We start from the raw sequence: 20,172 nt of genomic DNA, 5'->3' as shown, positions 1-20,172 counted from the left end.
CGTTAAAACGCTACGCACCGGCCTTTAGCGGGTCGCTACGCGTTAGAACGCTACACTCAATGAAGCGCGGGCGGAGAGATCGGTGGCGTCCTGGGTTCGTTCGGCGCGGGCGGACAGCTTCCAGGTGAAGTCGTAGCCACCGGCCAGCATCGAGACCTCGCTGACCCAGGCACCCTTCAGGCTTTCGGGCGTGATGGTGAAGGCCTCCCCGGCGTCGTAAGTGTCTCCGCCGTTGAAATAGGCCGTGGTGCTGCCGAGCTTGCCCGACACCACTTCGCGGCGACCGCCTTCGAACTGGAACGTCAGCGGGCGCCAGTCGGGCGATATGGTCCCGAGCGAATAGGACGCCGTCACGGTCGGCGTCACCGTGGTCATCTTGCTGGTGCGGTCTGCCACGGTCAGCGCCACCGCATCGCTGTCGGCCGTTTCGCTGTAGCCGTTTTCCTTCAGCCAGAACTGCTCCAGCTCCAGCTTGGGCTTGAGATTGAAGCGGCGTGACATCTGGAAGCGATAGGACGCACCGGCCAGGCCCGAGATCAGCCAGCCGTTCCACTTGCCATCGGCGGAATACGTGAAGTCGGTATCGTCGATGGTGCCGGTGAAGGTGCGGGTGGAATCCACCGAGATCTTCGAGGCCCCGATGCGCGCCCAGGCCATGAACGGCCCCTTCCCGGTGCGCCAGAACAGGCCGAAGTCGTGCTGGCCCACGCCGAGATCGCCCGTGCCGCCATTATCCTTCACCGTGCCGTGGAGCCAGGCATAGGAAACGCCGAAGTAGCCCAGGTTCGTCCGGCGCTCGGCACCGGCGGAGAGGCCCCAGCCGCTCGCCTTGTAACCCGCTGTCGAACCGGCATCCTTGGCGGTGCGCCAGTAGACGGGTTCGAACCAGCCGCCGACATCGGAGATCGTGAAGAGCGAGGTTTCGTCCGAAAGGTGGCGCGAAGCCATGCGGTCGCCGTGAGTCACGGCATCGAAGACGCCGCCCGAATGGTCGGGCAGAAGCCCGGCGACCTGGCTCTGGAGCGTGGCCGAATCCTCGACCTGGAGCAGGCTGGAGGTCAGGCTGTCGTCGTTCTGGGCAGTGGCGTAGATCGCATCCCAGCCCGAAGCCTCGCTGCGGGTGAGGCCCAGTTCGTCGGTCGTCTTGCGCGCGATGGTGAGATAGATGCTGTTCGCGTCGGTCGTGACATCGCCGTTGTAGATGAAGGGCAGGTCGGTGTCGGTCGAATTGAGCGTGCCCTGCACGTCGAGGCTGCTTGCGGTGAGCACCGTGTAGGTCCCTTCCGCATCGCCAAGATCGGTGACTGTCGCCGTGATCTTGGCCCCGTCCTCCAGCGTGGCATTGGCCACGGTGTAAAGCGAACTGCTGCCTTCCGAAGTGTCGATATAGACACCCAGCGAGCCGCCCGATTTCACGATCAGGCTGCCGAAGCCAATGGTGTCCGAATCGCTGGCGGTCAGCTTTGCCCCGCTGCCCACGGTGACCGTCAGGTTGTCGGCATTGCTGAAGTTGCCCGAATAGACCGCGCTGTCGGACAAAGTGAGGGTGCCGCTCTCACCGTCGAAGTCCATCGTGCCGACGAAGCTGGAGGTTCCGGCCATGGTGGCCGTGCCGGTACCGCTGCCGAAATAGACGTCGCCGGTGTAGACCGTGTTGCCGGACAGGTTCAGCGTATCGTCGCCGTCGCCGAAAGTGGTGTTGCCGGTGATCGTGCCCGATGAGGCATTGATGGTGTCATCGCCCGATCCCAGCAGGATATTGCCGGTGATCGCGGTGTAGATGGTGGGATCGGTGTCCGTATCGTTGTCGTCCAGGTAGTCGGCGCTGGTCTCGATATCGGCGGCGTTGAGGTACTGGTTGATCGTGACGCCGGTGGTGTTGGCGGAGAGGTCGATCGCGGTGCGGGTGTCGGTGCTCGATCCGCTGGCCGCGATGAAGCCGGTATTGTCGATCGTGGTCAGGGTGCCCGAGAGATCCTGGATCGCCGTTGTGGAGCCTTCGCCCTGCGAAGTGATGGAGGCCGTGATCGAGCCGCTGTTATAGAGGCTGGTCACTGTACTCCCGGCATTGATGAGCAGCGCCGTCGCGGCCGAATCGTAAGTCGTGGCGTTCAGCGAGCCGGTCACCCCGATCCCGTCGGTCAGGGTGACGTTGCCGCCCTGCCCGCCGATCACCAGGCCATAGGCATCGGTATTGCTGTAATAGGCGTTGGCGCTGACCGAGCCGTCGATGGCGATCGAGTACGTGCCGGAATTGCTCGACACGCCGCCCACGGTGATGTCGCTGGTGCCGCCGACCTGGATCGCCGGGCCGTTGCCGTAGGCGATGACCGCTCCGGTGCCTTCATCGTCATCGTCGACACCGTCGCCATCCTCGTCGTCGTTCGAACTGTCGTTGTCGACCGGGGGCGCCGCCACGTAGATGCCGCCAGCGACATTGCCGGTGATCTCCACCGCCGCCGCGCCCGAGCGGAGAGCCGCACGCGAAAGCACGATCGTGTCGCTGTCGTCGTCCGTGTAGGAGGCGCGCTGCGAGACGGTGCCCTGGATGGTCACGGTGCCGCTGACGTCGCCGTCCACCACCAGGGCCTGGGCGCCCGCGCCGGTGGCGTAGACAGTGCCTTCCACCGTCACGTCCCCGTCCACGCTCCTGGTGGAGATGCCGACCGAGTTGTCGCCGATCACGTTGATGGTGCCGGTATTGGTCACACTGCCGACATAGTCCGAATCGACGACGATGCCGCCGGAGTTCAGGCCCTCCACCTTGATCGTGCCTTCGTTGAGGATCGATCCGCTGGTGGTCGCGCCTGACAGGACGTGGATGCCGTAGCGATTGCTGGCCGAAGCGATCGAGCCATCGGCAATGCCGTTCGAATCGGTGTCCGCCGGCACGAAGTCCTCGGTGACGGTAAGGGTGGCATCCTCGCCCACGGTGATCGTCGCGGTGGTGCCGGCATTGACGGTGATGCCGCTGGCGCCGTCGGCATCGTCGAGGACCAGAGCGCCTTCGAGATCGACGGCATTGTTGCTGTCCACCGTGGTCGCGCTGCCGCTGGGCAGGGTGATGGTGCCGTCCTCGGTCACGGTCACGTCACCCGCGCTGGAGGTGACGAGTGCCTTGGTGGTGGAGGTGGAAACGGTCGTGGCGGCGAGCGAAGGCGCGGCGCAAAGTGCGAGAACGAGCGCGCCGATGCTGGAAGACGTGTGCAGCGAGGTCATGATGTTCGGATCTCTTCGTGAGCGTAAGGCTGCCGGCGCGGCGCAGGAACGATCCTGCGCCGCATCGCCATCGCCCTCAGGCAGGTTGTCGCTCGCCAGGCGGCGAGGAGTCTCGTTGAGCCGCCCCTTTCGGGGCGGCGATTACGATGGAGCGCCGATCAGGTGGCGATGCCAATGAGCGCGGTGCCGGTATATCCGGCCGTGGCGCTGCCACTCAGCGTGGGGGTCATCTGGGCGATCTGTGCCGAACTGTTGTCGCCGAAGACATTGTCCGAAGAGATCGAGATCGCGTTGTAATTGGCGATGCTGGCGGTGTAGCGCGTGTCGCCGGTGAAGACCGCGGTGTTGGTGGCCGCCGGCATGGCCAGCTGCGAGATCAGGCTGGCCGTGCGGCCCGTGCTGGCCGAAGTCAGGCCGCCCGTGAATATCTCGAAGTGGATATGCGGCCAGCGCCCGGAATAGCAGGCCGGATAGATCGTGGTGAAAGTCACCTTGCCCTCGGCATCGGTCACCTGCACGCCGCGCAAGTAGCTCTCCGTGGTGACCCCGCTGGAATAGAGCGAGTACTTGCCCGCGGCATCGCAGTGCCAGACGTAGATCGCCGCGCCCTCGATGGCGGCGCAGCCGTTGTTCACGTCCACCAGTTGCAAGGTCAGCTCCAGCTTGACCCCGTCTGCCGTGGTCGTGGAATTGATGAAGCTGGAGCGAATGTCCGAACGCACCACGCCGCTGACGGTCAGTACGTTGGAGGTCGAACCGCTCGCGCTGTTGGTGCCGTCCGCAGGGTAAGGCCCGTTGGTCTCGGTGGGATCGGCGATGCAGCTGCTGGAGGAGGTGCCGCCGGAGCTGGTGGAAGAAGTGCTGGTCGACGATGTGCTGGTCGAACTCGTGCTCGACGTGCTGGTGGAACTCGTCGTGGCGGTCGATCCGCTGTTGGTCGACGTGGAACCGTCGTCACCCCCGCAGGCGGTAACGGCAGTGAAGCCCCCCGCACTGGCCAGGATGGCCAGCGCGCGGCGCCGACCCATGATATTCTCACCGATCGTCTTCAGGTCGTGAAGCAGGCCGCCGTGATGCCCCTGGTCGCAGTCCAGGTCCCCGCCCGAATGGTGGTCTTGATGGTAGTCTTCCATTGCAATCTCCCCGCGTGTCGCAAGTCGCGCGACGGGGCCGGGAGACCGGCGTCGCGGATCAGGTCACAACGAGGATTGAAAGCCGGCGTTTGCGATCGGATTTCAGGTGCATTTCACCTCCATGGCGAAACGCCCTGCCGCAGCGGCCGGGCTGTCATGCAGGTGAAATGTCTCCGGACACGGAGGGCACGAAAAGATAGCCCTCGTTGCGCACGGTGCGGATGATGTCGCCGCCGCCCTCGCCTTCCGCCAGCTTGCGGCGCAGGCGCGAAAGCTGAACGTCGATGGCGCGGTCGTAGTGATCGCTGTCCTCCCCGCGCGACCAGTCGAGAAGCTGGTCGCGGGTGAGCACGCGCCGCGGATGCTCGGCAAAGGCGCGGAGCAACCGGAATTCGCCATCCGAAAGCGAGATCAGGCGATTGGCCGGGTCGAACAACAGGCGCAGGCCCACGTCCATGCGCCAGCCGGAGAAATAGAGACATTCGCCTGAATGGATGTCGTTGACCGGCCGCGGTTCCGGGGCGCCGGAACGGGCGGTGGCGGCCGAGACGACGCGGTCCACCGCGGCGCTGCCGCCAGCCCCGGCGCGCCGGCGCAGCACGGTGCGGATGCGGGCCAGCAGCTCGCGGGGATTGCAGGGCTTCGCCAGGTAATCGTCGGCACCCATTTCCAGCCCGACGATGCGGTCGACATCGCTGCCCACGGCGGAAAGCATGATGACCGGCGGCGCATCGGGGCCAAGCCCGCGCAGCGCCGTCAGCCCGTCCTCGCGCGGCATCATCACGTCCAGCACGATGAGATCGAAGTGCTCCCGCGCCAGATGCTCGCGCATGGCGCTGGGGTCGGCGGCCGTCTCGGTGGCGTAACCGTGTTTTCCCAGGAACTCGCTGATGAGCGAGCGGATGCCGTCATCGTCGTCGACGATGAGGATGCGGGTTTCGAGGTCCATCGGGGCACGTTCTAGGATCATTGTGCGCCGATAGGAACCCCGTGTTCCACGCGGATTTCAGCGGCGATACAGCTTGCGACAGCCCGGTAACGCCATTGCAATCTGCGTGAAATCCGCAGGCAAACTCGAACCGCAAAATCCAGCGACATGAACATTCGAGTTCGTCAGGTTCCGTCCTGGATGGACTGCAGCGCGTCTTCGGCGACATCCCCCGTTGCCTTCGCGGCGATGCTGCATTCCTCCGGAACGGCCGGAACCGCCGTCCGGTTAGCCACCGCCAAGGCGCCGGACGGCGCCGGGTCCGTCGCAGCGACAGGTCACGTAGTCGCACCCGCCCTGTCCTGCGACGGCCCCGGAATTATATCGCTCCGAGGATGGCCGGAAACCCTACCCGATAGTGACACAAATCGGTGGTACCCGGCGCTTCGTGCCAGCGGCTCCAGGCGGGCTGGCCAACAGAGAGATTGCCCTCCGGCACGATCGCCGGACAGGCCACGAGGTGACCGTCCCCGCCAGGCAGCGTCCCGCTGCATGATGGGGGCGCGGAGCGGGTTCGGAAGAGCGGTGTCCCTCTCTTCCGAGCCCGCGCCGCAATATCCGCCGGCAAGCCCCACATCCTCCGGCCCATCCTTCGCCCCGGCCTTGGCGACAATCCGCAGGTTCGGCGCTGACGCCGCCGCTCGCAATGCCACGGCTCGAAATAGCGGGCGATTCGTGGCAATGGCGCAGCCATGACCCCGCCCCGCCTGACCAACCGACTCGGACTGCCCCTGGCGATGCAGATGATCGTCATCCTCGTCTGCGCGCTGATCGGTGCGCAGCTGGTGACGCTCGGCCTCACGGTGATCCTGCCTCCCAGCCCGACGGCCCGGTGGAATATCGACGAAGTCGCCAGCGCGCTGACCACCGGCGATCTGTCCGATCGGCTGGAGCGCAAGCCCATGGTCGGCCCGCCCGATGTGAGCGGACAGGGCTGGCTGGTCTCGGAATCCTCGCGCGATGCCCTGGCCCAGCGACTCGGGCGGCACCGCAAGGACGTGGTCCTGGCCTTCTACACCCAGCTTCCTGTCGGCGGCGTCGCGGTGCCGAGCAATGCCCGGTCCCCGCTGGCGATGGTGGAAAGCAAGGGCGCGGCGATCAGTCCCGGGGCCAGGGTTTCCGCGCTGCTGGTGGGATCGGCCGATGCCCAGTCGATCCCCGGCGGGCCCCCGCCGGGCGGCGCTCCCGGTCCCAGCGGCATGCCCGGCGGGCACTTCCCCGGCGGCATGCCTCCGGGCGGATCGATGCCGCACGTTCCGTCCATGCCCCGCCCCGCGATGCCGGGCGGCGGCGCGAGGCCGGGTGGCCACGTTCCGGGCGGCGCCATGCCCGGTGGCAAGGTTCCCGGCGCCGCGCCGGGCGGCCAGCGCCCGGGCGGAGGCCAGCCCGGTGCACCATCCGGCGGCCAGAACCCCGGCAATGCCGCGCCCGGCGCCGGCACGGGCGGCCAGACCGCGGCGCCCGGAAATCCCTCGGGCGGCGTAGCGAACCAGGATGGTCATCCCGGCCAGTTCGTCTCCCCCGGCGCGCGTCCGGGCGGCATGACCGGACCCATGGCCGGCCCCATGGGCAATGGCGCGATCGGCGGGGGGCTTCCGGCCCCGGTCATGCCGAGCATGAACGACATCCCGCGGGCCACCCTGCCTATCGCCACACCCGATCCGATCGCCAGTCCCACGCTGGCCAGCCGCCCGGTCGCGGTCTCGATCCCGCTGCCGCCGGTCACGCTGGCTTCGCCCTCGGCCAGCGCCTCCGCCGTGCCCACGCCGCTGGCAACGTCCGCGGCCGAGACTGCCACGCCGCTGCCCGCAGTGCCCGGGGCGCCGCAGCCGATCCCGTTCCGCCACGCGGAAGGCAGCTTCTTCGCCCTCACCTCGCCCCCATTCATCGAAGGTGACTTCGTAGCCGCCACCCGTCAGCCGGACGGCCAGTGGCTGGCCGTCGCCCCCCGCGCCGAGCCCTTCCCGAACGCCTGGCAGAAGCGCGTGATGCTGTGGTTCGCGCTGTCCCTGGCGATCATCAGCCCGCTGGCCTGGCTGTTCGCGCGCCGCATCGTCGTGCCGCTCAAGGACTTCGCGCAGGCCGCCGAGCAACTCGGCCGCGATCCTTCGGCCACGATCCTGCCGCTCTCCGGCCCGGCCGAGATTGGCCGCGCGGCCAATGCCTTCAACCAGATGCGCTATCGGCTGCGCGCCTTCGTGGACGACCGCACGGCGATGGTCGGCGCCATCAGCCACGACTTGCGCACCCCGCTCACCCGCCTGCGCTTCCGCATCGAGGACGTGCCGGACGACCAGCGCGAGGGGCTGCTCAAGGAAGTGACCGAGATGGAAGCGATGATCAGCCAGGTCATCGCCTTCATTCGCGATGCCTCCACCCCCGGCCCGCGCAAACGCGTGGATTTTGCCGATCTCATCGCCGGCAGCGTCGCCGATGCGCAATTGGTGGGCGGCAAGGTGACGATCGAGCACAATCTCCATATCCCCGTCGAAGTCGATCCGGTGGGCATTCGCCGCTTGCTCGGCAACCTGCTGGAAAACGCCATCAAGTACGGAGACAGCGCCAAGGTCCGCGTCAGCCTCCTCGACGGCGAGGCCGTGGCGGAGATCGTCGATGCCGGGCCGGGTATCCCCGAGGACGAGTTCGACCGCGCCTTCGAGCCGTTCTACCGCTCGGAAACGGCCCGCAAGTCGGGCCAGAACGGCACCGGCCTGGGCCTGGCGGTGTGCCGCTCGATCGCCCGCGCCCATGGCGGCGACGTCCATTTCGTGCACGGCGGCGACGGCTTCGCCGCCCGCGTGACCGTGCCGGCAGCGGCCTTCGATCCGACCCTGCGAAAGGCCGCCTGATGCTGCATTCCTTGCCGGCCTGCCTGCTGCTGGCAGGCGCGGCCGCCCTGTCGTCTCCGGCATTGGCGCAAGATACGGCGCCGCTACTCGAAGCGAGCGCCACGCCCGAAGGCGCAACCCTTTCGACCGAGGCTGCTCCGGCCGCTGCCGACTCGCGTGCCGAAGATCCCGCGAATGCCGATCAGCCCCCGCTCCGCGCCGCGCCCTGGACGGTCACCGCCTCTGCCGGGGTCAGCAACCGCGACGATGGCCCGGATGGGTCCTGGCAATCGCTTTCGCTGACCCGGCAGATCGGCCGGGGCTATGTGCGGGGCGGGCTGATGCGCTATCACGGCACGCTGATCCAGGCCTATACGGCGCTGCCCTCTGACTATTACGTTGCCACTCTCGGCGCCGGCGGCAACTTCGACAACTGGGTGGTCGATGGCTGGGCCAGCTACGGCCGGCAGGACTACGGCCGGATCACCACCGAGCGCGGCAGCCGCGACAGCACCGGCGCGAAAAGCAGCGGTTACTACGCGCTGGGCGGCGATTTCGGGCGCATCTTCCCCCTCTCGCCGCGCTGGTTCGTGACCCCCACGGTCGTCGGCTCCTATGCCGAAGGCCGCCTGCTGCGCCCCGCGCCGGAATTCGCCGATCTCGTCGATCTCGAAACCCGCGAACCGACCTGGACGCTCGGCAGCACCGTGCGCATCGACCATGCCTTCGGCAAGAACGCGGACCATTACATCGGCGCTTCCGTCTCGCGGAACTGGACCAGCAATGCCGTGTCCGAAGTGACGCGCGGCCAGTTCGAAGGGCTTAAGAACGTCCCCCGCTCCGGCCTGCTCGATTCGCAGCACACCGCGGACGGGTGGTGGGAGGTGGGCGTCAGCGCCAACATGAAGCTGACCGACCGCCTTCACCTGGACCTCTACGCCTCGCGCAGCTTCGACGCGCTGGCGGGAAACACCACCGCCGGTGGCATCTCGCTGCGCCAGTCCTTCTGATCCGCCCCGGTTAGCGGCTTTCAGGCAGCGCGGACGATCTCCACCGGGATCGATTTGTAGGCCGGCGTGCCGCTTACCGGATCGTAGTCGTCCAGCGGCACCAGGCAATTCGCCTCGGGGTAATAGGCCGCCAGCGAGCCGCGCGCGATGGCGTGCTTGACCACCGTGAAGCCCTTGAGCGCGCGCCCGGCCGGCGTGGTGACATCGACGATGTCGCCATGGGCCAGCCCCAGCATGTCCAGATCGACTTCGTTGGCGAAGATCACGTCACGGCGCCCCGTCACGCCGCGATAGCGATCGTCGAGGCTGTAGATCGTGGTGTTGTACTGATCGTGGCTGCGGATGGTGGTGAGCAGCATCGACCTTGCGCCGTCTTCGCGCGCGGAGGGGTGGGCGATGAACTGCGCCTTGCCGCTGGGTGTCTTCCAGATCCGGTCGCTGGGCGGGATCGTCAGGCGGAAACCGCCCGGCTCGCGAACGCGCCGGTTGAAGGCGTGGAAATCGGGATAGACCTGCTCGATCCCTTCGCGAATGCGGTCATAGTCGGCGACCAGGCCGTCCCAGTCCACCCGCGTGTGCGGCATGGCGGCCTTGGCCAGGCCCGCGACGATCGCCGGCTCGGAGCGGACATGCGGCCCCGGCGCCTTCAGCTTCCCGCGTGAGGCATGGACCATGGACATGCTGTCCTCGACCGTGACGAACTGCGCGCCGGCTTCCTGCTCGTCCAGCTCGGTACGGCCGAGGCAGGGGAGCACCAGCGTCTCGCCCGCCGTGAGCAGGCAGGTGCGGTTGAACTTGGTGAGCACGTTGACCGAAAGATCCAGCCCCCGCACGGCGGCGAAGCAGGCTTCGGGGTCCGGCATGGCCACCGCCAGGTTGCCGCCCAGCCCGATCAGTGCCCGGGAGCGGCCCTCGCGCATGGCCTCCAGCGCTTCCACGGCATTGTGCCCATGCGCGCGGGGAGAGGCGATGCCGTAAGCGGCGTCGAGCCGTTCCAGCATGTCCTCGGTCGGGATCTCGGTAATGCCGACGGTGCGGTCGCCCTGCACGTTGCTGTGGCCCCGCAGCGGGCAGATCCCCGCGCCTTCCTTGCCGAAGTTGCCGCGCAGCAGCAGCAGGTTGGCAATGGACTGCACGTTCTGGGTGCCGTGGCGGTGCTGGGTGATGCCCATGCCGTAGCAGACGATCACCCGCTCGGCATCGATATAGACTTTGGCCATCGTCTCGATGGCATCGCGGGTCAGGCCGGACTCGGTCTCGATCCAGTCCCACGAGGTCGCGTCGAGGTCGGCCTTGAGCGCCTCGATACCTTCGGTGTGCTCGGCGATGAAGGCGTGATCGAGCGCATCGGCCGCGATCACCAGCTTCATCATGCCCTTGAGCATCGCCATATCGCCGCCGATCCGCACCTGATGATAGGCCGAGGCCAGCGGCGTGGCGTGAGTGGAGAGCATCTCGGTGGGATGCTGGGGCGACTTGAAGCGCTCCAGGCCGCGTTCGCGCATGGGGTTGGCGACCACGATCGGCACGCCCCGCTTGGAAGCGGCGGCCAGGGTCGAGAGCATGCGCGGGTGGTTGGTACCGGGATTGTGACCGATGCAGAAGATCGCATCGGCATGGTCGAAGTCTTCCAGCGTCACCGTGCCCTTGCCGATGCCGATCGACTTGGGCAGCCCCACGCTCGTCGCTTCGTGGCACATGTTGGAGCAGTCGGGGAAATTGTTGGTCCCGAACTCGCGCGCGAAAAGCTGGTAGAGGAACGCCGCCTCGTTCGAGGCGCGGCCCGAGCAATAGAATTCGCAGGCATGAGGATCGTCCAGCGCGCGAAGCACCGCGCCGGCGCGCGCGAAGGCCTCGTCCCAGCTGATCGGCACGAAATGATCGGTTTCGGGGTCATAGCGCAGCGGCTCGGTGAGGCGCCCGGCGTCCTCCAGCCGGTGGTCGCTCCAGGTCCACAGTTCGCTGACGCTATGCTGCGCGAAGAAATCGGGATCGACGCGCTTGACGGTCGCTTCCCAGGTCACCGCCTTGGCGCCGTTCTCGCAGAATTCGAAGGAGGAGGTATGCTTCGGGTCGGGCCAGGCGCAGCCGGGGCAATCGAAACCGTCCGGCTGGTTCATCTGCAGCAGCGCGCGCGTGTCCGGGCTCGCCTTCATCTGCTCGCGCACCGTCCGCGCCACCGCCCCCAGCGCACCCCAGCCGCCGGCGGGGCCCTTGTAGTCGCTGATGCCTTCGAGATTGTCGTCCGCGGCGTGCGTTTCGGCCATGACCCAGGTTCCTTTCAAGACCTTGGCATAGACGACGATGTCGCGGAGGAACAGGGTGCCGGCGGCGGGGATCGCTCGCTTCGCCGCGGGTTTGCCCTGGCGGACAGGTTTGTCCTGGTGGGGCTGGCCTCGCCGGGCGGGGCGGGACTGGCCTAGCCGGGCTGGCCCTTGCCGCGCCGAAAGCGATCCGGCAGGAGGTTCCCGGCCAGCCGCAGCATTTCCGCCATCGCCTGCCGCCCGCCCGGCGTGCAGGCCTGCGCCGCCACCGCGCCGAAGTAGCTGGCGACGACCGCCAGGGCCAGCAGCAGCACCGTTGGCAGTCCCCGCGCGACCAGAGCCTCGCGCGCCATCGCCACGATCCCCCAGGCGAACAGCCCGCCCGCCAGCGAGGGAAGCTGGACGAGGTACATGAACCGCTGGGACACCGGCGTGCGCCTCGTCGCATAGTGATATTGCAGCGGCAGGGTCGCCAGCTGGCCGGTGAAATAGGCGCAGGCCACCCCCACCGCGCCCCACCGGACGCCGATGAAGAAGCTGATGATACTGATCGTGCTGGAAAACATGCCCCAGTACATCATGTTCCGGGTGTTGCCGGTGCTGATATAGAGCCAGCCCGTGGTGCTGGGCACGCATTGCACGATCGCGGTGAGGCTGAGCCAGAAGAAGATCGGGCTCGCCGCCGCCCAGCGCTCGCCCAGCAGGAAGGGCACGAGCTGCTCGCTGCACATCGCCGCCGCCAGGATGCCCGGCATGGACACGAGCGCCAGCGCCCTCAGCACCAGTTCGTAGACTCGCCGATAGCGCGCCGGATCGTCGCGCACCCGGCCCAGCACGGGCAGCATGACGCGGCTCAGCGGCTGGTTGAAGTTCTGCAGCGGGAACAGCATCAGCTTGTAGCTGCGGTCGTAGAGGCCCACTGCCTCGGCGCCCTCGGCCTTGGCGACGATCACGTTGTCGAGATTGCGGGCGAAGAAGTTGATGAGGTTGAAGCCGGTCAGGTTCGCGCCGAAGACCACCAGCTTGCGTACGCCCCGGAACGAGGCGCCGAGACGCGGCCGCCACGGGTAGGCGCGCCACATCATCACCGTGCTCACCACTGCGTTCAGGAAGATGCCCAGCCAGATCGCCCAGTAGTTCTTCAGGATCAGTGCCGCGAGCGCGGTGAGCACGAAAGTCGCGATGGCGACGACGATGTCGTTGATGCTGAGGGCATGGAAACGCATCTCGCGGTTGAGCAGGGCCTGGTGCTGGAGCTTGAGACCGGTGACGAGAATGGTCAGCCCGGTCGCGGCAGTGACATAACCGGCACGCACGTCGCCGTAGAAACTGCTCACCAGCGGGGCCAGGGCGGCCATGACCAGGGCGGCGAAGATGGAAATGAGGACGCTCAGCCAGAACAGCGCATTCGAATGCTCCTGATCCAGCTCGCGCGCCTGCACCACGGCCTGGGTGAAGCCCAGGTTCTGGAACGTCATGATCAGCCCCATCAGCGGCGCGACCATGGCCGATACGCCGTAGTCGGACGGAGACAGGGTGCGGGCGACGACGATCGTGGTCGCCGTGGTGGTGAAGACCTTCACGATCTGCGCCACCCCCGTCGCGGCCATGCCCCGCGTCGCCTTGCGCCCGATCTCGTCGGTTTTCGCCATGGCCTAGGCCGCGGGGACGGTGAGGACGCCGGAGATGACGCCGATGGTCGCGCCAATGGTGACGGCGATGATAACGGCAGGGATCGACTGCTGTGCCGGCGCCTTCAAGCCTGCGACCTTTCGAAGCTGCAGTGGTTGCGGCAGCATTGCCGCCGGTTCGCAGACTAATCCCGCCGCCGGGCCGGCACCATCACCCGAAAGGTCCGGATCCAGGCTATGGCTTCGATTGGTGGAAACGATCTTGGTTCCCGCAGCCCTTCCAAAGAACCGGGAATCACCCGCATGGGTTACGCCGAAAGCGGTAATAGTGCCGTCACGCCAGCCAACCCGTCCGGAATCCGGATGCTGGCAGGCGGCCGACGCGGGCCATGGAATGTGGGGGAGGCAGATACGACTAGGGGCCGTCTTTCGACGGCCCCCGACGCTTCTCAATTGCTTGAGAAATGGTGCCCAGAAGAGGACTCGAACCTCCACGCCCTTGCGAGCGCCAGCACCTGAAGCTGGTGCGTCTACCAATTCCGCCATCTGGGCACGGAAGCGAGGGGGCTGATCTGCCGTCCTCGCCGGGTAGGAGGGCGCCTCTAAGCGGCGGCCGGATTGTTGTCAACGCTCGTTCTCGAACTTTTTTCAAATCGCGTGAAAAAAGGCGAAATCTCCTTCCGGAGCCTCCGCCCGGTTGCTCGGGAACCGGCCTTGTGCCAAGGGCGCTTATCGTGCGCGAAACCGGCGCAGGCGGCTTACTCTTCCTTCAGCCGCGCCTGCGCCACGCTGAAGGACCCGTTCTTATCATGAGCCAAGCTACCGACCCTCTTTACGGCAAGATCGTCACGCTGCTGGGCGGCAGCGGCTTCGTCGGCAAGCATGTCGCCCAGGAACTGCTCGCACGCGGTGCGCGCCTGCGTATCGCCAGCCGCAGCCCCAAGAAGTCCTACGCCCTCAAGCTGCTTGGCAACCTTGGCCAGGTGCAGTTCGCGGGTGTCGACGTGACCAAGCCCGAATCGCTGGCCGCCGTTCTGGCCGGATCGGACGCGGTGGTGAACCTGGTGGGCGCCTTCACCGGCAATCTCGACGCCGTTCAGGGTGAAGGCGCAGGCCGCATCGCCGCCGCCGCCAAGGCCGCCGGCGCCGCTGCCTTCGTTCACATCTCGGCCATTGGCGCCGACGCTTCTTCGAGCGTCGCTTATGCCCGCACCAAGGCCGAGGGCGAAAAGGCCGTGCTCGCCGCCTTCCCCGCCGCCACGATCCTGCGTCCCTCGGTCATGTTCGGCCCGGACGACAATTTCGTGATGATGTTCGGCAACCTCGTTTCGCGCCTGCCGGTCCTGCCGGTCTTCGCACCGCAGGCCCAGCTCCAGCCGGTCTTCGTGGACGACGTGGCCCTGGCCGTCGCGGAAACGCTGGGTGCGCCGCAAGTGCACGGCGGCAAGACCTTCGAGATCGCCGGCCCCGAGGTGATCTCGATGATCGACCTCAACAAGCGCATCGCCCAGGCCGCCTGTCGCAACCGCAGCTTCGCGGAGCTGCCCGACGGCGTTTCCGGCCTGATCGCCGCCCTGCCGGGCACCCCGATCAGCGGCGACCAGCTCAAGCTGCTCAAGGCCGGCAATGTCGCAAGCGGCACCCTCCCCGGCTTCGCCCAGCTCGGCATCACGCCGCGCCCGCTGGAGCTGTTCCTCGACCGCTGGATGATGCCGTTCCGCAACCACGGCCGCTTCGGCGTCAAGGCCGCCTGATCGGCCAAAGGCCGAACGGCACACGCCGGCCGGACAGAAAAAAGGGGGCGGGAAGTCTGACTTCCCGCCCCCTTTTTCGTGGCGTTCTACAAGCTCAGAGCTTGCCGAACTTCTCCTCGTAAGCGCCGGTATCGCCGGCCGAGAGCATGCGGGCCTGTTCCACCCAGCTGTCGCGGCGGGGGCGGCCGGCAAAAGCGCCCAGCTTGCCGTCCAGCTCGTCCAGGTCTGCATCGGTCCAGGCGGCGATCTGCGCGAAGCGGGTGATGCCCAGGGCATGGAGGAGCGTGAGCATCTTGGGTCCGAGACCCTTGATCTTGCGCAAGTCATCACCTTCGGCAGGAGCGTCCTGGGCGGCAGCAGGAGCGGGAGCTGCGGGAGCAGGGGCCGCCTCCGGCTCGGCAGCGATCGTCTGCGGCGGCGTTTTCGCCGCATCGACTTCCTCTTGCGCGGCCACGGCGATCACTTCGCCGATGCCGGCCATCGTTCCGGCCATGGCGGGCGGATCGATGTGGACAGGCGCGGTGAACTGCGCGGCGGGCGGCGCATCGTCTATCAGGGCCTGGTTACGCTGGGCGGGCGCAGCGCCTTCGTCCAGCACGTCGGGCCGATGCTGGCGCGGCGCGGGCTTGGAGGCGCGCGCAAACAGCCAGTAGGCAATCGCGATGCCGACCAGCAACGCGACGACGAATATCAGCCAATTGGCCGAAATCATTTCCACCACAACTTATCCCTTCCGGTTCCACACCAGCCAGCCGATGCCGAAACCTGCCATGTAGGTCAGCAGCACCGAAACGGCCATTTCAAGCCATAGCGGCATCGGCGGCTCCTTTCATCGTAATTTGCACCCTGGCGGCGGCCCGGCCTGCGCCGGTGGCGATGCCATTCATTCCGGACCTCATCATTCCGGCCGCCCTCATTCCGGGCGTCCTCATTCCGGTCCTGGCGTGTCGATCGGCGTCGGCTTGACCGGCGCGGAGGCGATGACCGAGAATTCGATGCGGCGATTGGCGGGGTCGAGCGGATCCAGCCCCTCGATCGGGGTCTTCGATCCCACGCCCGAGGCGCGCAAGCCGTCGGCGGGAATGCCCCGGCCGACCAGCCCCCAGCGCACCGATTCCGCCCGCGCCAGCGAGAGCGCCCGGTTCGCCGCGGGATTGCCGGAAGCATCGGTATGGCCGGTCACGGCGATGATGCTGCCAACGCAGGGGCGCAGGGCTTTCGCCACTTCGTCCAGCAGACGCTCGCTGACCGGGTCGATCCGCGCGCTGGCCTCGGTGAAGCGGATGGAGCGACTGGCCAGGATCGCCTCGACATCGTCCTGGCAGCGCAGCTTGGTGGCATCGCCGTCACCCTCGCTCGACCAGGATATGCCGCCGATCCCTGGCACGCCGGCCACGGCGGCCGCCACGCGCTTGCGGGTTTCGGAATTGAGGCTTTCGCCGCCCGACAGCACCGGGTGCCGGGTCAGCCAGCCATAGCGGTCGCGAAAGGCGAGATCGACGCCGGGACCGCCGGCCTGGTCGCGCACGGCTTCCGCCTCGCGTTCGAGCTGGCCGATGAAGACCGGCCCCCGCACCCGGGTAGCGACAAAGGACAGCGCCAGGCAAAACACGGCACCGGCGGCAACGATGGAGGCGCGACGGGGATTCATGGCCTTAGCCTAGAGCAATTTCGAACGCGGCGGAAACGCCTCTCGGGCCGAAAAGACACGAAAATCCAGGAAAATGCCGCAGACCGTCACGCCGTCTTGGTTTTCTGGAACAGCTTTCGGTCTTCCGGGCCGAATGCCTTCTTCCAGATCACCAGGAAGTAGGAGCCCAGGATGGCCGGAATGCCGAAGGCCAGTTCCGCCCACTCCGGCAGGAACTGCGTGGCCAGATAGCCCAGCACCACCGCCGGCGCCGCCGCCCAGACCAGCGCCCAGCGCCAGTTGTTGATCGGTTCCTTCAGGAAATCCGCCAGCATCTTCGACTTGACCAGCGACGCGAAGCCCAGCGCCAGCATCAGTGCCGCCGCGGCCGTGGCCGCCTGGAACAGCGAGTTGTAGCCCAGCTTCTGCATGGCCAGAATGCCGCCCAGGGTCAGCACCGCCTGCAGGGCGATGGTCAGGACCGAGACGACGAGGTTGCGCATGCGGGCGACGTAGACGAGCGCGGCCTCGCTCACCACTGCGGTCGCCGCCACCACTTCGGCAGCGAGCAGGAACACCAGCGCGCCCGTGCCGCCCACGAATTCACGGCCGACCAGCCCCATCACGCCCTCGCCCGGTATGCCCAGCGCCAGGGCAATGCCCGCCTGTGCCGCCGTGATCCAGAAGCCGACCTGGCAGACCTGCCGCGCGATCGCGGCGTAGTCCTTTTCCTTCAGGTTGCGGGTGATGACCGGTCCCAGCACCGGCTCGAAGCTGGTCTTCAGCTTCTGCGGCAGGCTGGCGACCTGCTGCGCGGCATAATAGACGCCCACCGCCGCGGCGGGAGCCAGGAAGCCGAGCAGGAAGAGGTCCACGCGGCGCGTGCCCCATTCGATCGTGTCGGCAAGCGCGATCGGCAGCGATCGCACGGCCAGCTTCTGCATCTGGCGCGGGCGCGGGCGCCAGCCCTGCGGCAGGCCATATTCGCGGAAGAAGGGAATGAAGGCCATCACCGCCGCCGCGAAGATCGAGCCGATATAGGCGATGGACAGGCCGCTTTCCGGCGCGATCCAGATCATCGCGCCTGCCAGGATCGAGATGACCCAGGGCTCGACGATGGCGCGCGACCACACAGTGGGCGTCACTCGCAGTCGGTAGGCCAGCGCCGCCAGCCAGATCTCGGTCATGGTCAGCGGCAGGATGGCGATCACCATCAACCGGTCGATCTGGGTATAGTGCCCGCCGGGGAACATCGGCGCCGGCACCAGCCAGAAGAACAGCGATGCCGCGCAAGAGGCGATCACCGCGATGATCATGCCGTCCGCGATCACATTGGCCGGATGGACCTGCCCCTCGGTATCGGAAAGGCGCTGCGCCAGGCCGCGCTTCTCGCCCATGGTGCAGATCATCGAGGTCAGCTCGATCACCACCAGCGCCGATGCGAAACGTCCCAGCGCCGCCGGACCGTAGACCGAGGCGCGACCGGCGATGAACAGGAAGGGGATGCGCGCGGCAAGGCGCAGGAAGAACCCGAAGAGATTGGTCCGGCCGCCCTTGGCCAGCGCGGCAATATCGTCGTGTTCCTTGCTTGCCTGTTCCGCCGCGGTGCGGGTCACGATACCGTCGGTCAAGAAAGCGGCTCCTGCTCGGCGCGAAGCGGACGGGCGAGGATCTGCACCACCACGTCGCTGGCCGGGGCCTTGCCTTCCAGCAGGCGGCACACGGCTTCGGCGATCGGCATCTCGATACCGTCGCGCCGGGCGATGTCGGCCAGCACGGGGGCAGTCGCGGCGCCTTCGGCCACCGAATTCTTGCCGGAAAGCGCCTCGGCCGCGGTCAGCCCCTGTCCGAGCGCAAGGCCCAGCGAGAAATTGCGACTGGAGGTAGAGGAACAGGTCAGCACGAGATCTCCAAGGCCGCAGAGACCCGACAGCGTTTCCGCCCGGGCCCCGCGCGCAAGACCGAAGCGCAGCATTTCCGCGTAGCCGCGCGCGATCAGCGCGGCACGGGCGTTCTGGCCGAGCTTCAGGCCTTCGACGACGCCGCAGGCAATCGCCAGCACGTTCTTCACCGCGCCGCCGATTTCGGCGCCGATGACATCGTCGGAATAATAAGGACGCAGCGCCGGCCGCGCGATGACGGGCGAAAGGCGCTGCCACTGCGCCTGCCCGCCCGAACAGGCGAGCGTGACCGCGGTGGGCAGGCCGGCCGCCACTTCATGCGCGAAAGTCGGGCCGGACAGCACGGCGATCGGGCAGCCGGGCACTGCCTGCGCGGCAACCTCGGCCATGAGGCGGCCGCTGCCTGCCTCGATGCCCTTGGCACAAAGCACGAGATCACCGGAAAAGCCCAGGGCGGGAAGCTGCGAGAGCACGCCGCCCAGGAACTGCGCCGGCACGACCGCCAACAGCACCGGCAGGGCCGCCAGTTCGGCAAGGTCCGAAGTGGCCCGGACGCTGTCGGCCAATGCCGCGCCCGGCAGATAGAGGTCGTTGCGCCGCTCCGCATTGATGCGCGCGGTCAGTTCCGGCTCGCGCGCCCAGAGCAGCACGTCGCTGCCGTCCCCGGCCAGCGACTGCGCCAGCGCGGTACCCCAGGCGCCCGCGCCGATCACGCCGACGCGCGTCTTTTCGAAGCCGCTCATGCCTTCACTCCGGCGCCGCGCACGGTTTCCGCATCCGGGTCGAGCGGCCAGCGCGGGCGCGCGGCAACATCGAGCGGGTCGGACTGGCCCATGGCGAAGCGCTCGACGCCCGCCCAGGCGATCATCGCCGCATTGTCGGTGCAGAGGCCAAGCGGCGGGGCCACGAAATCGAGATCATGCTCGGCCGCCAGCGCTTCGAGCGCGCCGCGAATCGCCTTGTTCGCCGCGACGCCGCCGGCAACGACCAGCGCGTTGAGCGGGCCGACCGAGGCCAGCGCCCGGCGCGTCCGGTCGATCAGGCAATCGATGGCCGCCTGCTGGAAGGAAGCGGCGATATCGGCATCGGCATATTGACCGGACTGCTTGGCGCGCATCACCGCGCTCTTGAGCCCGGCGAAGGAGAAGTGCGGTTCCTCCGACCCCTTGAGCGGACGCGGCAGCGGCACCTTCTTCGCGTCGCCCTCCAGCGCCAGTCGTTCCATGGCCGGACCGCCCGGATAGCCGAGACCGAGCAACTTGGCAGACTTGTCGAAAGCCTCGCCCAGCGCGTCATCGATGGTGGTGGCGAGGCGGCGGAACCTGCCCACGCCTTCGACCAGCAGGATCTGGCAGTGCCCGCCGGACACCAGCAGCAGGAGGTAGGGATATTCGAGCGCGCCGTCGCCCAGGCGCGGCGAAAGGGCGTGGCCTTCCAGGTGGTTGACCGCGATCAGCGGCTTGCCGGTGGCCATCGCCAGGGCCTTGGCCGTGACGAGCCCCACCATCACCCCGCCGATCAGGCCGGGGCCTGCGGTGGCGGCGATCGCGTCCACGTCGTCAAGCGTCATGCCGGCATCGGTCAGGGTCGCCTCGATCAAGGGCGCGATCCGCTCCGAGTGCGCGCGCGCGGCGATTTCGGGCACGACGCCGCCATAGGGCCGGTGTGCCTCATCCTGCGAGGCGATGCGCTGGGCGAGGATCGTGCGGTCGCTGGTTACCAGTGCCGCCGCCGTCTCGTCGCACGAGCTTTCGATGCCCAGTACCGTACGCATTTCAACTTTCCCTGAACGACCCTTCCACTGGACGACATTG

The 20,172-nt window shown here is 67.4% G+C and carries 13 protein-coding genes and 1 tRNA gene; 3 read left to right on the top strand and 11 right to left on the bottom strand.

Annotated features, from left to right (window positions below; all coding sequences use genetic code 11):
* Positions 1-42 precede the first annotated feature (42 nt).
* The 3 genes from AC1VV3_RS12190 to AC1VV3_RS12180 all read right to left on the bottom strand — a co-directional run bounded on the left by AC1VV3_RS12190 (position 43) and on the right by AC1VV3_RS12180 (position 5,322).
* Complete coding sequence (locus AC1VV3_RS12190; RefSeq protein ID WP_482961877.1) at positions 43-3,219, bottom strand: autotransporter domain-containing protein; 3,177 nt, start codon at positions 3,217-3,219, stop codon at positions 43-45.
* Between the two features lie 158 nt (positions 3,220-3,377).
* Complete coding sequence (locus tag AC1VV3_RS12185; RefSeq protein ID WP_166675213.1) at positions 3,378-4,352, bottom strand: intradiol ring-cleavage dioxygenase; 975 nt, start codon at positions 4,350-4,352, stop codon at positions 3,378-3,380.
* A gap of 154 nt (positions 4,353-4,506) precedes the next feature.
* The gene (locus AC1VV3_RS12180; RefSeq protein WP_243840969.1) at positions 4,507-5,322 is read right to left on the bottom strand and encodes a response regulator; all 816 of its coding nucleotides are present in this window, start codon (positions 5,320-5,322) and stop codon (positions 4,507-4,509) included.
* 710 nt (positions 5,323-6,032) lie between these two features.
* Between AC1VV3_RS12180 and AC1VV3_RS12175 the strand changes: the two genes are divergently transcribed.
* The gene (locus tag AC1VV3_RS12175) at positions 6,033-8,189 is read left to right on the top strand and encodes an ATP-binding protein (RefSeq protein WP_482961876.1); all 2,157 of its coding nucleotides are present in this window, start codon (positions 6,033-6,035) and stop codon (positions 8,187-8,189) included.
* Positions 8,189-9,178, top strand: coding sequence for an autotransporter domain-containing protein (locus AC1VV3_RS12170; RefSeq protein WP_482961875.1), 990 nt, complete (start codon positions 8,189-8,191; stop codon positions 9,176-9,178). The genes AC1VV3_RS12175 and AC1VV3_RS12170 overlap by 1 nt, the downstream gene beginning before the upstream one ends.
* A 20-nt stretch (positions 9,179-9,198) precedes the next feature.
* On the opposite strand, the gene AC1VV3_RS12165 is transcribed toward AC1VV3_RS12170, so the two are convergent.
* From AC1VV3_RS12165 to AC1VV3_RS12155, 3 genes are all read right to left on the bottom strand, one after another.
* On the bottom strand, positions 9,199-11,445 hold the full coding sequence (locus AC1VV3_RS12165; protein WP_482961874.1) for an FdhF/YdeP family oxidoreductase: 2,247 nt from the start codon (positions 11,443-11,445) through the stop codon (positions 9,199-9,201).
* A 152-nt stretch (positions 11,446-11,597) separates the two neighbouring features.
* Positions 11,598-13,094, bottom strand: a complete 1,497-nt coding sequence (locus AC1VV3_RS12160) for a lipopolysaccharide biosynthesis protein (RefSeq protein ID WP_482961873.1) — start codon at positions 13,092-13,094, stop codon at positions 11,598-11,600.
* Between the two features lie 444 nt (positions 13,095-13,538).
* Positions 13,539-13,625, bottom strand: a tRNA-Leu gene (locus AC1VV3_RS12155).
* A gap of 257 nt (positions 13,626-13,882) precedes the next feature.
* Here AC1VV3_RS12155 and AC1VV3_RS12150 point away from each other — a divergent pair.
* A complete protein-coding gene (locus tag AC1VV3_RS12150) occupies positions 13,883-14,827 on the top strand; it encodes a complex I NDUFA9 subunit family protein (RefSeq protein WP_132268353.1) in 945 nt (314 codons plus the stop codon).
* Between the two features lie 94 nt (positions 14,828-14,921).
* On the opposite strand, the gene AC1VV3_RS12145 is transcribed toward AC1VV3_RS12150, so the two are convergent.
* From AC1VV3_RS12145 to tsaD, 5 genes are all read right to left on the bottom strand, one after another.
* Complete coding sequence (locus tag AC1VV3_RS12145) at positions 14,922-15,539, bottom strand: hypothetical protein (RefSeq protein ID WP_482962099.1); 618 nt, start codon at positions 15,537-15,539, stop codon at positions 14,922-14,924.
* A gap of 216 nt (positions 15,540-15,755) precedes the next feature.
* Positions 15,756-16,478, bottom strand: a complete 723-nt coding sequence (locus tag AC1VV3_RS12140; RefSeq protein WP_132268351.1) for an OmpA family protein — start codon at positions 16,476-16,478, stop codon at positions 15,756-15,758.
* A gap of 86 nt (positions 16,479-16,564) precedes the next feature.
* Entirely contained in the window at positions 16,565-18,088 is a 1,524-nt protein-coding gene (locus AC1VV3_RS12135; RefSeq protein ID WP_243654366.1) for a lipopolysaccharide biosynthesis protein, read from the bottom strand.
* Positions 18,085-19,101 carry an NAD(P)H-dependent glycerol-3-phosphate dehydrogenase gene (locus AC1VV3_RS12130; protein ID WP_482961872.1) on the bottom strand — a complete coding sequence of 339 codons (1,017 nt, stop codon included), beginning with the start codon at positions 19,099-19,101 and terminating at the stop codon, positions 18,085-18,087. Before AC1VV3_RS12130 ends, AC1VV3_RS12135 begins: the two co-directional genes overlap by 4 nt.
* Positions 19,098-20,132 (bottom strand): tRNA (adenosine(37)-N6)-threonylcarbamoyltransferase complex transferase subunit TsaD, encoded by a 1,035-nt coding sequence (gene tsaD / locus AC1VV3_RS12125; protein WP_482961871.1) that lies wholly within the window; start codon positions 20,130-20,132, stop codon positions 19,098-19,100. The genes AC1VV3_RS12130 and tsaD overlap by 4 nt, the downstream gene beginning before the upstream one ends.
* Positions 20,133-20,172: the final 40 nt, after the last annotated feature.

Source organism: Novosphingobium sp. BL-S-34, from assembly GCF_056857015.1.
This window is presented reverse-complemented; position numbering and strand designations above follow the sequence as displayed.

Bases quoted from the DNA above. Each gene is read 5' to 3' on its own strand.
- AC1VV3_RS12190 (WP_482961877.1), bottom strand. From the start codon at position 3,219: ATGACCTCGCTGCACACGTCTTCCAGCATCGGCGCGCTCGTTCTCGCA.
- AC1VV3_RS12165 (WP_482961874.1), bottom strand. From the start codon at position 11,445: ATGGCCGAAACGCACGCCGCGGACGACAATCTCGAAGGCATCAGCGAC.
- AC1VV3_RS12140 (WP_132268351.1), bottom strand. From the start codon at position 16,478: ATGAATCCCCGTCGCGCCTCCATCGTTGCCGCCGGTGCCGTGTTTTGC.
- AC1VV3_RS12145 (WP_482962099.1), bottom strand. From the start codon at position 15,539: ATGATTTCGGCCAATTGGCTGATATTCGTCGTCGCGTTGCTGGTCGGC.
- tsaD (WP_482961871.1), bottom strand. From the start codon at position 20,132: ATGCGTACGGTACTGGGCATCGAAAGCTCGTGCGACGAGACGGCGGCG.
- AC1VV3_RS12150 (WP_132268353.1), top strand. From the start codon at position 13,883: ATGAGCCAAGCTACCGACCCTCTTTACGGCAAGATCGTCACGCTGCTG.
- AC1VV3_RS12175 (WP_482961876.1), top strand. From the start codon at position 6,033: ATGACCCCGCCCCGCCTGACCAACCGACTCGGACTGCCCCTGGCGATG.
- AC1VV3_RS12170 (WP_482961875.1), top strand. From the start codon at position 8,189: ATGCTGCATTCCTTGCCGGCCTGCCTGCTGCTGGCAGGCGCGGCCGCC.
- AC1VV3_RS12180 (WP_243840969.1), bottom strand. From the start codon at position 5,322: ATGATCCTAGAACGTGCCCCGATGGACCTCGAAACCCGCATCCTCATC.
- AC1VV3_RS12130 (WP_482961872.1), bottom strand. From the start codon at position 19,101: ATGAGCGGCTTCGAAAAGACGCGCGTCGGCGTGATCGGCGCGGGCGCC.
- AC1VV3_RS12160 (WP_482961873.1), bottom strand. From the start codon at position 13,094: ATGGCGAAAACCGACGAGATCGGGCGCAAGGCGACGCGGGGCATGGCC.
- AC1VV3_RS12185 (WP_166675213.1), bottom strand. From the start codon at position 4,352: ATGGAAGACTACCATCAAGACCACCATTCGGGCGGGGACCTGGACTGC.